Genomic DNA, 14,518 nt, shown 5'->3' with positions numbered 1-14,518 from the left:
CGGCGAGCCGGTGCGCCGCGCCGGAGCGGTACGGGTCAGCGGCGGGTCACCTGGACCTCCCAGTCGCCGGCGGGATCACGGCCCAGCACGCGGACCGTCAGACCGGCCGCCGGGTCGTCGAAGACCTCGCCCACCCGGAAGGGTGCGTCGTTGAGGGAGTTGAACGAGCCGCTGCTGAAGTCGCATGCGCTGGTGGAGGGATGGGCGTCCCGGACGGACACCGGCCCCGCGCCGGAGTCGATGTCGGTACGGACCTGGTAGACGAGGACGCCCTCGCGGCAGGCCTCACGGTCGTTGCCCGACGTCTGCCGGGACTCGATCACATACGCGCGGGTCCGCCCGTAGGGAACGACCACCGCCTTCCGGCCGCCGGGCACGGAGACGGCGCGCAGCGCGTACGTCCATTCGCCGCGCACCGCGGCGCAGGCGATCTGCGAGTCGTCCAGCCAGCCGAGCCGCCATTTGTGCCAGGCGAAGAGGTCGCCGCCCAGCCCCCAGTCCAGGGACATGCTGTCCCACTGGCCGGCGAGGGTGTCGGTGCGCTGGAAGTCGTCGGCGGCGTAGAGGTCGGGCAGGCCGAAGGCGTGGCCGTTCTCGTGGGCGAGGACGCGGGAACCCGACTGGTCGTGGCCGTAGACCAGCGAGACCCGGTCGAGCCGGGCGCCGTCGTCGGTGGTGGCGGCCGAGGCGCCGGTCCAGGTGACCGACAGGACGGCCTCGTCGGCGGGCGGCCCCGCGTTGGGGGTGACGAGAATGTTGACCAGGTCGTAGCCGCGGAAGTCGATGTCACGGTCGGCGACCGCGAGCAGGTCGCGCATCATCGCGGTGTGCGCGTCCCAGCCGTAGCCGCGGTCGATCCCGTACGCGGAGAACGGCCGCGGCATGCGGATGTAGCGCATCACGGGCGTCGACTCGTAGCGCAGCTTTCCGTACGAGCCGCGGTCGAACCACTCGGTGACGGCCGGGAAGAACTCCGCGTACCGCTCACTGGCGCCGTAGGGCGCGGGCGCGTCGGAGAAGTCGAGGAACAGGGTCAGGGCCCGCACCTCGCCGGTGGACGGGGCGAACTCGCTGCCCAGCCCCCGGGCGGACCGGTCGGGGAAGCCCTCGGACATCGCGGTGCCGGGCGTCGCGCGCAGCGCGCACGGCCTGGCGGCCGTCGGCGGGGAGTAGGCGGCCTGCGGCCCCGTGGCGGCCGTGCTGGCCACCGCGAGCAGCGCGACCGTCCCGATGGCGGCGGCCTTCAGCCCCGCACCGGGTACCCACGGTATTCGTCCGTCCGTCGGCACGGCCCTATCCCTCGCTGACCTTGACGGTCCACGAGCCGTCCACGGAGTGGGAGGCGACCGTCACCCGCACCAGGCCCGCGTCGTAGGCGTAGGACTCGCCCGCGCCGAGCGGCGCGTCGGCCAGCGGCGGGTAGGCGGAGCCGTCCTGGCAGGCGGAGGTGGCGGGGTGGCCGTCGAGGACCGTGACGGGCCCTTCGCCCGACTCCCTGTTGGAGCGCACCTCGTAGAGCAGCACGCCTTCCCGGCACAGACCCGCGTCGTTGCCGGTCGCGGAGCGCGCCTCGATGGCCAGCGCGGTGCGCCGTCCGGTGCGGACGACGACGAGCTTGGTGCCGCCCGCGGTCTCCAGCGGTGTCAGTTCGTGCCAGCTGGTGCCGCGTCGGAACACGCACTGCACCTGGTGGTCCTCCAGCCAGCCGAACTTCCACTTGTGCCAGGCGAACGGCTCGGGGGCGAGGCCGAACTGACTTCCCATGAGGTCCCAGTCGCCGACCCGGGTGTCCCAGTCGGCGTCGCTCCCGATCGCCGGCCGCGAGTAGAGGTCGGGCAGGTCGAAGACGTGGCCGGTCTCGTGGGCGAGCACGTTGTGGTCGGGCGGGTGCTGCTCGAACACCGTGACGAGCCGCCGCAGATCGGTGCCGTCCGCCCGCAGCGGGGTGCCGAGGTTCACGACCTTCGTGGCGTCCGCGTCGACGCCGGGGGCGTTCGGGTCGGCGACCAGGTAGACGAGGTCGTACGCCGAGAAGTCCACCGCTGGGTCGGCCGCGGCGACGGCGTCCCGCAGGTACCCGCCGCGCCGGTTCGCGTCCCAGTCGCGCCGGATCCGGTAGTCGGTGGAGCGGTGCGGCATCGGGATCCAGCGGTCGACGGGATGCGCGCGCAGCTGGAACCGTCCGTACGAGGCGCGGTCGTAGAAGAGCGAGGTGGCCGGGAAGTGGTCCGCGGTGACCTCTGCCGGTGTCAGCTCGGGCACCGCGTCCGGGAAGGACAGGAAGATCATCACGGCGTCCAGGACCGTACTCGGCCTGGGGAACGCCGCGTTCCACGTGTCCACTCCTTCGGAGTGGTGGGCCGCGGTGCGCGGCAGGGCGCAGTCCCCGCCCGGGGCGGCGGCCGCGGTGGGTCCCGCGACGAGCGTCCAGGCGACGACTGCGGCGAAGACGCTCGCCGCCGCCGCCAGCGCGCGCAGGGGCCGACGCCGCGCCCGTATGAGGATGCCTGTCCGCCGCACATGGACCTCCGGGGAGGATTCGTGAGCCCGTTCGGGACACCTTCACCACGTTGCTATGAATTGCGGAGATATGCCCTGTTGGGTTGCTCCGCACGAGGCGTGGGCGACTCCATTACTGTGCGTAATGGCTTATGCAAAGCGGTCAGTTGGCCACCGCATTCGTGCAGAAACGATCAATCCGTCAGCTTGCGTGCCAAGAATCACCACGACGGCGCTGGTTTTGCCGCTCCGCCAGCGCCTATGATCGCCCAGAGACCAGCGCGACACGGGGAGCGGGCAATGGGCGGACCCTCGGGCGGCCCCAGCGCCGAACCCGACATCACACCGGTAGTGCTCACGCAGAGTAATGGAATTACTTCCGAATCGCGTTCCGAAACGCCCGGCTCCTCAGCCGGCGAACCGCACGACTACCGCGTCGCCTTCACCGCGGCCCGGCTGGCGATGGCGCTGGTCGACCGTGACGGCTGGGTGCTGGAGGCCAACCAGGCGCTCGGCTCACTCCTCGGCAGCAGCCCCGCCGGGCTCGCCGCCCGCGTCGCCACCGGACTGCTGGGGCTCGCCGAGGACGACCCGGTCCGCACCGCCTACCGCGAGGTGCTCGCCGGCCGCCGCGACCACCTGCGCTGCACGCGCCGGGTGAAGCTGCGCGACGGCGGCTTCCTGTGGGCCGAGGTCACGCTCACCGGCACCGGCGGCGGCTGCGGCGCCGCACTGCTCTCCGTCGAGGACGTCGGTGAACGCCACAGCCTGCGCGAGCAGTTGCGCCATCTGCAGATGCACGACTCCGTCACCCGGCTGCCCAACCGGGCGCTGTTCTTCGAGCGGCTCTCCGCCGCCCTCGACGGCGCCGGCAGCAGGACCGGCCGGATCGGGCTGTGCTACCTGGACCTCGACGGCTTCAAGGCCATCAACGACACCCTCGGGCACCGGATCGGCGACGAGCTGCTCGCCGCCGTCGCCCAGCGGCTGCAGACCTGCGCGGAACCCGGCGGCAACCTGGTCGCCCGGCTCGGCGGCGACGAATTCGCCCTGCTCGTCCGGGACTCCACGGGCACGGGACAGGCCACCGTGCTCGCCGAGTCCGTCCTCACGGCGCTGCAGCGGCCGTTCGACGTGGACGGGCAGCGGCTCGCGGTGTCGGCGAGCATCGGCGTGGTCGAGCGCGAGGTGGCCGGCAGCTCCGCCACCGGCCTGATGCAGGCCGCCGACACCACGCTCTACTGGGCCAAGGCCGACGGCAAGGCCCGCTGGACGCTCTTCGACCCCGAGCGCAACGCCCACCGCATGACGCGCCAGGCGCTCTCCAGCACGCTGCGACAGGCCGTGGAGCGCGGTGAGTTCATCCTGGAGTACCAGCCGCTGGTCGGGCTGGACAGCGGGATGCTGCGCGGTGTCGAGGCCCTGGTCCGCTGGCAGCACCCGCACTTCGGGCGGCTGGCGCCGGACCGTTTCATCGGCCTCGCCGAGGAGAACGGCTCGATCGTCCAGCTCGGCCGCTGGGTGCTCGCCGAATCGTGCCGCCAGGCACGGGTCTGGCAGAAGGACCACCCGGACGACCCGATCTTCATCAGCGTCAACGTCGCGGTCCGCCAGGTCTGGGACTCCGACCTCGTCGCCGATGTCGCCGCCATCCTGGAGGAGACCGGACTGCCGCCGGAGCTGCTGCAGTTGGAGCTCACCGAGTCCGCCGTCATGGGCTCCGCCGGCCGGCCGCTGCAGGCCCTGCACGCGCTGAGCGAGATGGGGGTGCGGATCGCCATCGACGACTTCGGCACCGGCTACTCCAACCTCGCCTACATGAGCCGGCTGCCCGTCTCCGCCCTCAAGCTCGACGGCTCCTTCGTCCAGGGCTTCCGCTCGGCCGAACACCCCAACCCCGCCGACGAGACCATCGTCGAGGCCCTGGTGGAGCTCGCCCACCGGCTCGGCCTCACCGTCACCGCGGAATGCGTCGAGAACGCCGAACAGGCCGAGCGGCTGCGGCGGATCGGCTGCGACACCGGCCAGGGCTGGCACTACTCCCGCCCGGTCGCCGCCGAGCGGATCTCAGGACTGCTCGACACCTGACACCGGTCGTCAGGTGAACCGGACCCCGGACATGCCGGAGCCCGCGTCCGTGGGGGGAAGGGACGCGGGCTCCGGATGGGGCGGTCAGGTCAGCAGGCCCCGAGGTCCTGCCACACGCCCCATTCGCCGGTGGTGCCGGGCTCCTCGCCCGTCGTCCACCACTTGGCCTTCCAGTTGTGACCCTTCCAGGAGACCGTTCCGCTGGCGGTGGTGTAGACCGCGGAGGAGCTCCAGGCGGCCGCCGTGCACGTGCCGCCCGGCGGCGTGGTCGGCGGGGTGGTGGGAGGCGTGGTCGGAGGCGTCGTGGGCGGAGTGGTCGGCGGGGTGGTCGGAGGCGTCGTCGGCGGCGTGGTGGTCGTGCCACAGCCGGTCGCGGAGCCGCCCACCGCAGTGTTGATCTTGTTCAGCAGCGTGGTGCCGGTGTCGAGGTCCAGCAGGGAGTACATCATCGCGCCGGCCAGTCCGCGGCAGTGCGCGTAGTCGGCGCGGGCCTGAATGGACTGGGCGTTGAGGCCGGTCCAGAACTCCGTGCCGTTGTAGAAGTACGAGGACTTCGACGCGTCGTCCCAGAAGGTGGTCGCCGGGTTGTCGACGATGCCGCCGAGTTCCTTGTAGTACGCGATGCCGGCCGTCGCGCTGAGGCTGCGGGCCGGGGCCGGCCCGGTGGCGGGCTGTCCGAGACCGTGGTTGGCGCCGGCGGTGACGCCCGTCCAGCCGCGGTAGTACAGCTCGTAGCCCAGCGTCAGCTTGTTGGCGGGGAAGCCGCCCGCGATGCCGTACGTGGGGTTGCCGTCGAGCCAGGAGTTCACCGCGTTGGTGACGTTGTACTTCTCGGTGCCCGGCGCGATCGGGTCGGTCGGGTCGTTGCTCGCGGGGACGAGCGGCGACTGGTGGTACACCGGGCCGTCGGCGTCCCAGGCACCGTGCATGTCGTAGGTCATGATGTTCGCGTAGTCGAGGTACTGCCCGACCTTGTTGGTCTCGATGTGCGAGATCTTGTCCTGGCCGGCCGGCAGCGCGGCGGTCAGCAGCATCTTCTTGCCGCCGTTGGCGGTGCCGTACGCGTCGAGCTGCTTGCGGAACTCGGCGAGCAGCAGCGTGAAGTTCTGCTTGTCGGCCACGTCCACGTGGTTGCCGAGGTGGCCGCCGGTCGAACCCGGGTACTCCCAGTCGAGGTCGATGCCGTCGAACACGCCGGCCGCGGAGGCGGGGCCGCCGAAGCCGCCGTCGACGGGCAGGTTGCCCTTGATGTACTGGTCGACGCAGGAGGTCACGAACTTCTTGCGGCTCGCGTCGGTCTTCGCGGCGTCGGAGAAGTACTTGGAGTACGTCCAGCCGCCGATGGAGATGTTGACCTTCAGCTTCGGGTACTTCGCCTTGAGCTTCCGCAGCTGGTTGAACGCGCCGGTGATCGGCTGGTTCCAGGTGTCGGCGACACCGTCCACGCTGTCGGCCGCGCCGAAGGACTTCTGGTAGTCCGCGAAGGAGTCGCCCGCGCCGTCACCGGCACTGGGGTTGTTCTCGTCCTGCGAGGCGGCCTTGTTGGCCTCGAAGCAGGTCAGGTCGGTCGGGTGGATGTTCCCGAACGAGTAGTTGATGATGTCCAGCTTGCTTGCTATCCCGCGGGTGTCGAGCGCCTTGGGGTAGAAGGCGTTGCCGTACACGCTCCACTGGTCGTAGTAGGCGATCTTCACCCCGCCGCTGCTCGCGGCCGCGGCGGCCGGCTGGGCGTCGGTGCCCGCGGCGCTCGCCGGGGCGAGCCCGCCGACGAGCGCGGTGATCGCGCCGAGGGCGAGGGCCGCACTGGTGGCGGCAGCCACGAGTGATCTTTTATGGAGCTGCACGTAAGACCTCCGGGGGGAAGAGGGAGGAGCAGGGGCTGCGCCATGTATAGGGCGCCTGAGATGCTCAGGTCAATGGTCTGTACCAGACTTAGGACTAGACCAATTGACCGGCTGCCTACCCGCCGGAAACCCCCTCCGGCCAGCGAAAAGCCGCCTGTCGCAGGTGCTGACAAGCGGCTTTAGGCTGAGTTAAGGATGCGGAAGATGTCCGTCCGGTGGTCGAACCACGCCCCCTCGGGAAACCCGGTATTAACCGCTGGGAGGCCCTACGCCCCGTCACCGCCGGGCAGCCCGTACGCGTCCGCGATCAACGCGTAGGAGCGCAGACGGGCGGCCGGGGTATGGGCGTTGGCCGTGATGATCAGCTCGTCCGCCCCGGTCCGCTTCACCAGGGAGTCGAGCCCGTCTCGAACCTCCTCGGCGCCGCCGTGCACCACGTTGACCAGCCAGGAGTCGATGAACTCGCGCTCCAGGGAACTGAATTCGTACGCCTCGGCCTCTTCCGGCGACGGAATGAGCCCCGGTCGCCCGGTGCGCAGCCGCAGCATCCCGAGGGCACCGGTGAGCACTTGGCGCCGCGCCTCGGCCGGATCGTCCGCCGCGAGGGCGGAGACGCCGATGGCGGCGTACGGGCTGTCCAGTACCGCGGAGGGGCGGAACGACTCGCGGTAGAGCTCCAGCGCGGGCACGGTGTTGGCCGCCGAGAAGTGGTGCGCGAAGGAGAACGGCAGGCCCAGCGCGCCGGCCAGCCGGGCGCTGAAGCCGGAGGAGCCCAGCAGCCAGACCGACGGGCGGGACGCGGACTGCACGCCGCCCGGGGCGGAGCCCTGCACCGGTCCGGGGATCGCGTGGATGCGCGCGTAGCGGTGCCCGTCCGGGAAGTCGTCGTCCAGGAACCGGGTCAGCTCGTCGAGCTGCCGCGGGAAGTCGTCGGCGCCGTCCGGGCGGTCGGTGCGGCGCAGCGCGGCGGCGGTGGCGCCGTCAGTGCCGGGCGCTCGGCCGAGCCCCAGGTCGATCCGGCCGGGGGCCAGCGCCTCCAGGGTGCCGAACTGCTCGGCGATCACCAGCGGGGCGTGGTTGGGGAGCATCACCCCACCGGAGCCGAGCCGGAGCGTCCTGGTGTACGCGGCGAGGTGGGCGAGGATCACCGCGGGGGACGAGCTGGCCACACCCGGCATCGAGTGGTGCTCGGCGACCCACATCCGGTGGAATCCGCGGGCTTCGGCGAGCTTGGCCAGTTCGACACTGGCGCGCAGGGCCTGCGTAGCGGTGAGCCCGCTTCCCACGGTCGCCAGATCCAGCACGGACAGCGGCACGGGTGCGCTGCCGCGGGCTGCTCCGCGGATGTCGTCGGTGGTCTGCGGTTCGTCTCCCACGGGGGGCGCCTCCTCGGTCATGTATTCGCCTGCGGCAACTTGAACCGGAGACGGACTCCGGTTATTCCCGGCCGATCCCCTCGCCGATCCGCCGTCGATCCGCCATCGCTCCGTCCGCAACGAGGCCACTGGCATATGCCGACACCCCGACTTTCTGCATTTGTGCACGAAGAGCACCGATCGGCTGGTCAACGGCCTCTACCTTGAACGCCGTTGCGGCTATCGTGGAAGACGGCTCGGCCTGTCGGGTTCGTTCGGTCCGCCCATCGGCCATGACCAGCGGCTACCGCCGTGACGTACGGCACGGCACCGGACGCGAACGGCACACGTGCAGGGGGATTTCGTGGCGCTTGAGTACCGACAGATCGCGCCGGTCTACGCGGTCCAGTACGCACTGCGCGTGCTGGAGGCGATCGACCGCCACCGGCATGGCGTGACGGCCGAGCAGCTGGCCCGTGAGCTCGGCGTGCCCATCGGATACCTCTCACAACTACTGGCCATGCTCAAACGCGAGCGCTACGTGGCGTTCCTGCCCGGCGGCGGATACGTCACCGGTGAATCCCTCGTGCTGCTGGGCGCCGCCGATCGCGAGCAGGCGCTCGCCGACCGGCTCAACAGCGTCCTCAACGAGCTGCGCGACGAGGTCGGCGCAGCCGTCTATTTCAGCCGTTACGACGACGGCGAGGTGACGGTGGTGGACGTGGCGGACGGCCCGGCCACCCCGCGGGTGAACGAATGGGTGGACTTCCGCTCCTCCGCCCACGCCAGCGCGATCGGCAAGTGCCTGCTCGCGCAGCTCGACCACGACAGCCGCCGCGACCACCTGTCCCGGCACAGGACAGCGCGCCTCACCTCGCGCACCGTCGTCAACGAGAAGGCCCTGCTGTCGGAGCTGGAGAGCCTGCCGGCCAGCCACCCCATGCTCGACCTCCAGGAGTACGCGGTCGGCACGGTCTGCGCCGCGGTACCGGTCACCATCGGCAAGACCGTCGCGTGCCTCGCACTGTCGATGCCCACCTCGCAGGCGCACCGCCTGAAACCGGCCGTCGACACCCTGAACGAACGCGCGGCGCCGGTCCTCCTCTCCCTCAGCTTCTGAGCCCCCGCACCGGCCCCGGCACACGAACGAAGGCCCCCCGCTTCAGCGGGGGGCCTTCGACCGTGGTGCCAGGCCTACGGGGTCACCAGGTTGACCACCGGATAGATCTTCGGCTGTACGTCCGCGACGCCGAGCCCCTCCAGGATCGGCCGGATGATCTCGCCGAACTTCTGGAACGCCTCCTCGGACTCCCAGACGTCGGCGACGAAGAAGCCGTTGGGAGTGGTGGCGGCCGTGTGCGTGACGAGGCCGGGCACGGGCCAGTCCGACGAGCTCTTGACCGCGTCGCGGCCACCGGTCAGCTTGACGATGGACTGCTGGTACGCGTCCTGGGTCATGCCGGGGATGTCGAAGACAATGAGGATCGCCATGCTGAGCTCCTATGGGGGGAGTTTTGCGAGACCGACCCAGTGGATCACCCCGCAGGCCCACCCGCGCGTCGGCCTGGGCCGTGCGGGTCGGCAGCGCGTGGTGCGCCCGGGAACGACGAAGGGCGCTCTTCCCGGAGGAGGAGCGCCCTTCGTCTTGCCCTGCTGTGCGCCGTCAGGGACTCGAACCCCGGACCCGCTGATTAAGAGTCAGCTGCTCTAACCAACTGAGCTAACGGCGCCTACGTGTCAATCATACGGGGCCGGAGGGGGTGCTGATGACCATTCCCCTCCGGCCCGCGTGGTGCGGTACGGGTCGCCGGATCAGCGCAGCCCGAACGCCCGGATGATCTCCTGGCTGATGGTGCCGCCCTTGCCGTCCTGCGCGGTGGCCTTGAGCGAGACCGAGCCGCCGGGCTTGTCCGGCGTCCTGACGAGCGTGCTCCAGGAGCCCTCGCCCGTCCGGACCAGGAGCGTCGGCGCCCACGTCTTTCCGTCGTCGTACGAGACCGACAACGTCGCCCTGGTGGCCTTCGTCACACCGTTCAGCCACTCCTGCGTGCGGGACGAGACACCGATCCGCGTCCACTGTCCGGCCCTGACGTCACCCGCGGTGTCCGTGGGCACGTCGTAGTCGAGCTGCAGCAGTTTGATGTCCTCCTGGAAGGGTCCGTCCGTCGGGAGCGGTCCGGAGACGAAGCCCCACTCGGTGTGGGTGCGGATGGAGGACTTCCAGGTGGCCGCGTCCCGGGTCGAGTCCAGGACGAACCGGTACGGCGCGGTGCCGGGAGACGCCGTCACGAGTCCCGCGCGGCCCGCGCCCTCGTCCAGCAGCTTGTCGCCCTGGTACACCGCGTACGTGGTGGTGTCGTACTCGTCCGACGGCATCGAGCCGGAGTGGCCCGCGCCCGCGTCCGTCCACGGGGTGAGGTTGAACTGGATGTCGTTGTAGACGCTGCGGTTCGGACCCCAGAACGCCTGGCCCAGGCGCGGCCGCTGGACCCCGCCGAACCACGAGGTGGTGTAGTGCCGGCCCGCGGTGAAGTGGTCGTTGCCGCCGCGCATCTCGAACATCACGTCCGAGTAGTCGGGCTGGTAGACGGCGTGGTCCTCGTACCAGAAGCCGGCGCCGTGCTGCTGCGAGACGTACTCGGTGCGCTTGCCGGGGTAGCTCTCCTTCTCGGCGAAGCCGACGCCCGGACCCCAGGCGGGGATGTTGTAGCGGAAGCCGCCGCCGGCCCGCTGCCGGTCGCCGTTGTACACGGCGTCGATCCGGGCGAGGTCCCGCTTCGGGTCGGGGGTGTAGGCGAGGGGCCGGTCCGGGATCGTGCCGTCCTGCTGCGAGAGCAGGTCGTACAGGTAGCGCGGGTAGGTGCGCTGGGTGACGTCGAGGGTGAGCTTGCCGCCCCTGGCGTCGGCGACGAGCCGGGCGCCCGCGTCCCGCATGGTCGAGACGACGCTGAGCGGGGTGCTGACGCCCGCGTCGTCGGCGTAGTACTCGGAGAGCCGGCCGGTGCCGTCGTTGACGACGATCAGCAGCTTGGCGCCCGCCCGGAGGGCGTTCGCGGCGCGGTCGGCCGGGGAGACGCCGGCGCTGTGGGTGACGACGACGGCCTTGCCCCTGACGTCCAGGCCCGCGTAGTCGGCCGCGGCGCCCTTGCCCGCGGTGACGACGCGCAGCTTGGCCGAGCCGTCCTGGACGGTGGCGCCGGCCTGCGGCATCAGGTCGAGGTCGCGGCCGTGCGCCGAGGCGTCGACCTGCTTCTCACCGAGCCGCCAGCGGGTCACGAACGAGAAGGTGCCGTCGGTGACCTTCCGGGTGGGCGCGGCATAGATGGCGTCGAAGGCCGGCGGCACGACGTACGCGTCGCGGACGAGGTTGCCGTTGGAGAAGGTGCGGGCCAGGTCCAGGTGCAGCTGCCGCTGCTCGGTCTCCTGCGGGACGCGGGTGCTGACCCGGTGCGCCGTGCTCGCGTCGAGCGCGACCGTGGTGCTCTTGGTGAGCACGGTCTCCGGGCTGGCGAGCACCGCCAGGCCGCGGGAGTCCGGGGTGTCACCGGCGACCTCGAGCTCCGCGTACGCCATGTACGTGCCCGGCGGGAGCCGCAGGGTGCGTTCGCCGGCCACGTCGAGCGGCGACAGGTACGGATTGTCCTTCTCGGCGAGGACGACGATGCCGGTGGCCGGCTTCCCGTCGCGCCCGTTCAGCTTGATCGTGTAGTCGTAGAGCTCCTGCTCCTTGGTGAGCGCGAAACCGGTGTGCGCGACGGCCTTGCCGCCGGCCGCGTCGGTCGCGGTGACCTGGCCGGAGAAGGTGGTCGCGGACGGAACGGTCGCGGGGTCCAGGGTGAGGGTGACGGCGGCGGTGCCGCCCGCCGGGACGGTGACCGTCTTCGCGGACAGCGTGTAGGCGCCGGCCGCCTGCGCGGCCGGGTCCAGCGCGAGGTTCAGCGTGACGTCCGCCGAGCCGTTGTTGCGGTAGGTGAGGGTGCGCGTGGTGCTCGCGGCACCGTCGTGCGGCCACTTATAGGCGGCCGCGGCGACGGAGCCGGTGGCCTGGACGGTGGAGTCCACGGCCGCGAGCACGTCGAGCCGCCCGGTGCCCATCTCGTACGGGGTGAAGGCGGTGAGCTGCTGGGACGAGCTCATCAGCGCGTCCTTGAGCTGCTGTCCGGTCCAGTCGGGGTGCCGCTGCTTGAGGATCGCGGCGGCGCCCGCCACGTGCGGCGTGGCCATCGAGGTGCCGGACATGGTCTGGTACATGCCGCTGCCGGAGGCGAGCGCCTGCGAGCGGGCGGCGGTGATGTCGACGCCGGGGGCCGAGATGTCCGGCTTCAGCCCGTACGAGCCTTCCAGCGGACCCATGCTGGAGAAGTCCGCGCGGCCGTCCTGCTTGTCGACGGCGGCGACGGTCAGCGCCGATGCCGCCGAGCCGGGCGAGCCGATGGAACCGGCCGCGTACGCGTTTCCGGCGGCGATGACGAAGAGCGGTCCGCCGTTCGCCGAGAGGCTGTCGACCGCCTGCGACATCGGGTCGGACCCGTCGTCGGGGAGCGGCGAGCCGAGGCTCATGCTGACCACGTCGGCGCCCTGGGCCTTGGCCCACTCCATGCCGGCGATGATCCAGGAGTCCTCGCCGGAACCCTCGTTGGACAGCACCTTGCCGATCAGCAGCTTCGCGCCGGCCGCGACGCCCTTGTAGTCGCCGTCGGAGGCGGCTCCGGTGCCCGCGATCGTCGAGGCGACGTGCGTGCCGTGGCCGTTCCCGTCGGTGACCGCCTGGCCGGGGACGAAGCTCTGCTCGGCGGAGACCTGGTCCTTCAGGTCCGGGTGGGTGTCGTCGATCCCGGTGTCCAGGATCGCCACCTTCCGGCCCTTGCCGTCATAGCCCTTCGCCCACGCCTGCGGCGCGTTGACCTGCGGTACCGACTCCTTCAGGCTCGCTTCGACACGGCCGTCCAGCCACAGCTTGTCGATGCCGTTGTCGAGCGACCGGGCCTTCGCGGGCGCGGCCACGACGTCCTGCCAGAAGGCGCGGGTCTCCTTCTTGCGCGCCTTGAGCGCGGCGCCGCCGATGCTCGGCAGCGGGCGGGTGGTGCTGCTGCCCGCGGGGGCGGCGGGCAGCGACCGGGCGGCGCGGGCGGCGGCGGTGTAGGTGGCGATCATGGGGACGCCGCCGGAGCGGGCGTCGTCGTAGCCCATCTTCACCAGCGCGGTCAGGTCGAACAGCCGGCGGTCGAGCTTGCCCGCGGCGAGCAGCGGCAGCGCCTCGTCCGGCAGGACGTAGGTCTCACCGCCCGACTGCTGGACGTGCACGCCGCCGGGGGCGCCGTGCGGGCGGTCCACGGTGACGGTGTCCTGGGTGCCGGCTCCGTCGGCGAAGTGCACGACGTCCCCGGTGACCAGGGTGATGTCGTACGTCTTGGCCTGCGGTGCCGCGGTGCGCGGGGTGGCGCCTGGGGCGGCGTTCGCGGGGGTGGTGGGCAGGAGGAGTCCGGTACTGAGCGCGAGCGCGGTGGCGCTGGCGAGCAGGGAGGCGCGGCGTCTTATCGGCGTCATGCACATGATCTATCGGCCCGGAGGCGCGCCGCGCACCGCCACAGCCTGGCAGGATCCCGCCTGGCGGAGATCCGCCGCCCGCGTCGGCGCAGCTCCGAGGCCGGTCCGGCCCCGGTCGGCCCCGGTCGGCGTCGGTCCGGGGCCGGTCCGACGCCGGTTTTTGAGCACCCCGGAGGATCGGGTACGATCTTCCATGTCAGCACGCGCCGTTAGCTCAGTTGGTTAGAGCAGCTGACTCTTAATCAGCGGGTCCGGGGTTCGAGTCCCTGACGGCGCACAGACGGTCGAAGGCCCCTCGCGGAAGCGGGGGGCCTTCTTCGTTCCCGGCGCGCGCGGCGCCGTGTCAGTGCACCGGTTCCGGGAGGATCTGGCGGGGGACCGTTCTCGGGTGGCCCGGGCGGTTCCATTCCCGGGGGTAGCCGACGGAGACCTCCTCGAAGCGGACGCCGTCGTACCAGGCGGTCCTCGGGATGTGCAGGTGGCCGTAGACCACCGCGCTCACCGTGAAGCGCCGGTGCCAGTCGGCCGTGCGTTCGGTGCCGCACCACTGGGCGAACTCCGGATGGTGCAGGATCCGGGTGGGCTGGCGGACCAGCGGGAAGTGGTTGACCAGGACCAGCGGGAGCGCCGGGTCGCAGTCCAGCAGGCGCCGCTCGGACTCCTTCACCCGGGCCCGGCACCAGGCGTCACGGCTCGGGAACGGGTCCGGGTGCAGGAGGAACTCGTCACTGCACACGATTCCGGACTTGTACGCCTGGGCCAGCGACTCCTCCTTGTTCGCGGCGGTCTCGGTGCGGAACGTGTAGTCGTAGAGGATGAAGAGCGGCGCGACGACGGCCGGGCCGCCCGCGCCCTCCCAGACCGGGTAGGGGTCCTCCGGCGTCAGCACGCCCAGCGAACGGCACATCTCGACCAGGTGGCGGTAGCGCGCCTCGCCGCGTAACTGGACCGGGTCCTCGGCGGGCGTCCAGAGGTCATGGTTGCCGGGCGCCCACACCACCCGGGCGTATCTGCTGCTCAGCAGGGTCAGCGCCCACTCGATGCCGTCCGTCAGCTCGCCGACGTCGCCCGCGACGATCAGCCAGTCGGCGTCCGACGCGGGGCGCAGGCCTTCGACGATCTTCCGGTTCTCCGCGAACGCCACGTGCAGGTCGCTGATACCCCAGAGTTTTCCATCCGGCATAT

General features: G+C 71.2%; 9 protein-coding genes and 2 tRNA genes. 3 read left to right on the top strand and 8 right to left on the bottom strand.

The genetic code is table 11. The features are described 5' to 3' along the window. Positions 1 to 35: 35 nt before the first annotated feature. Together O3X23_RS05710 and O3X23_RS05705 are read right to left on the bottom strand one after the other, a co-directional pair. Complete coding sequence (locus tag O3X23_RS05710; RefSeq protein WP_269270017.1) at positions 36 to 1,289, bottom strand: M6 family metalloprotease domain-containing protein; 1,254 nt, start codon at positions 1,287 to 1,289, stop codon at positions 36 to 38. A 4-nt stretch (positions 1,290 to 1,293) separates the two neighbouring features. After that, entirely contained in the window at positions 1,294 to 2,520 is a 1,227-nt protein-coding gene (locus O3X23_RS05705) for a M6 family metalloprotease domain-containing protein (RefSeq protein ID WP_269270016.1), read from the bottom strand. Between the two features lie 279 nt (positions 2,521 to 2,799). On the opposite strand from O3X23_RS05705, the gene O3X23_RS05700 reads away from it, so the two are divergent. Then, on the top strand, positions 2,800 to 4,587 hold the full coding sequence (locus O3X23_RS05700) for a putative bifunctional diguanylate cyclase/phosphodiesterase (protein ID WP_269270015.1): 1,788 nt from the start codon (positions 2,800 to 2,802) through the stop codon (positions 4,585 to 4,587). Between the two features lie 89 nt (positions 4,588 to 4,676). Here the strand turns inward: O3X23_RS05700 and O3X23_RS05695 are convergent, their stop codons facing one another. Then, positions 4,677 to 6,407: a glycosyl hydrolase family 18 protein gene (locus O3X23_RS05695; protein ID WP_269270014.1), complete on the bottom strand. Its 1,731-nt coding sequence runs from the start codon at positions 6,405 to 6,407 to the stop codon at positions 4,677 to 4,679. A gap of 290 nt (positions 6,408 to 6,697) precedes the next feature. Beyond that, positions 6,698 to 7,807 carry an LLM class flavin-dependent oxidoreductase gene (locus O3X23_RS05690; RefSeq protein WP_269270013.1) on the bottom strand — a complete coding sequence of 370 codons (1,110 nt, stop codon included), beginning with the start codon at positions 7,805 to 7,807 and terminating at the stop codon, positions 6,698 to 6,700. Positions 7,808 to 8,150: 343 nt separating this feature from the next. On the opposite strand from O3X23_RS05690, the gene O3X23_RS05685 reads away from it, so the two are divergent. Then, the gene (locus O3X23_RS05685; RefSeq protein WP_269270012.1) at positions 8,151 to 8,906 is read left to right on the top strand and encodes an IclR family transcriptional regulator; all 756 of its coding nucleotides are present in this window, start codon (positions 8,151 to 8,153) and stop codon (positions 8,904 to 8,906) included. A 74-nt stretch (positions 8,907 to 8,980) separates the two neighbouring features. Here O3X23_RS05685 and O3X23_RS05680 read toward each other — a convergent pair whose 3' ends face one another. The 3 genes from O3X23_RS05680 to O3X23_RS05670 all read right to left on the bottom strand — a co-directional run bounded on the left by O3X23_RS05680 (position 8,981) and on the right by O3X23_RS05670 (position 13,333). Continuing rightward, positions 8,981 to 9,277 carry a hypothetical protein gene (locus O3X23_RS05680; RefSeq protein ID WP_269270011.1) on the bottom strand — a complete coding sequence of 99 codons (297 nt, stop codon included), beginning with the start codon at positions 9,275 to 9,277 and terminating at the stop codon, positions 8,981 to 8,983. 165 nt (positions 9,278 to 9,442) lie between these two features. Continuing rightward, a tRNA-Lys gene (locus O3X23_RS05675) sits at positions 9,443 to 9,516 on the bottom strand. An 82-nt stretch (positions 9,517 to 9,598) separates the two neighbouring features. Further along, complete coding sequence (locus tag O3X23_RS05670; protein ID WP_269270010.1) at positions 9,599 to 13,333, bottom strand: S8 family peptidase; 3,735 nt, start codon at positions 13,331 to 13,333, stop codon at positions 9,599 to 9,601. Between the two features lie 203 nt (positions 13,334 to 13,536). Here O3X23_RS05670 and O3X23_RS05665 point away from each other — a divergent pair. Further along, positions 13,537 to 13,610 (top strand) — tRNA-Lys (locus O3X23_RS05665). A 66-nt stretch (positions 13,611 to 13,676) separates the two neighbouring features. Here O3X23_RS05665 and O3X23_RS05660 read toward each other — a convergent pair. After that, positions 13,677 to 14,516: a metallophosphoesterase family protein gene (locus O3X23_RS05660; protein ID WP_269270009.1), complete on the bottom strand. Its 840-nt coding sequence runs from the start codon at positions 14,514 to 14,516 to the stop codon at positions 13,677 to 13,679. Positions 14,517 to 14,518 lie beyond the last annotated feature (2 nt).

This window comes from Streptomyces sp. H39-S7 (genome assembly GCF_027158205.1).
GTDB lineage: Bacteria > Actinomycetota > Actinomycetes > Streptomycetales > Streptomycetaceae > Actinacidiphila.
This window is presented reverse-complemented; position numbering and strand designations above follow the sequence as displayed.

Coding starts and splice junctions, on each gene's coding strand:
- O3X23_RS05700 (WP_269270015.1), top strand. CDS start 2,800: ATGGGCGGACCCTCGGGCGGCCCCAGCGCCGAACCCGACATCACACCG.
- O3X23_RS05680 (WP_269270011.1), bottom strand. CDS start 9,277: ATGGCGATCCTCATTGTCTTCGACATCCCCGGCATGACCCAGGACGCG.
- O3X23_RS05670 (WP_269270010.1), bottom strand. CDS start 13,333: ATGACGCCGATAAGACGCCGCGCCTCCCTGCTCGCCAGCGCCACCGCG.
- O3X23_RS05660 (WP_269270009.1), bottom strand. CDS start 14,516: ATGCCGGATGGAAAACTCTGGGGTATCAGCGACCTGCACGTGGCGTTC.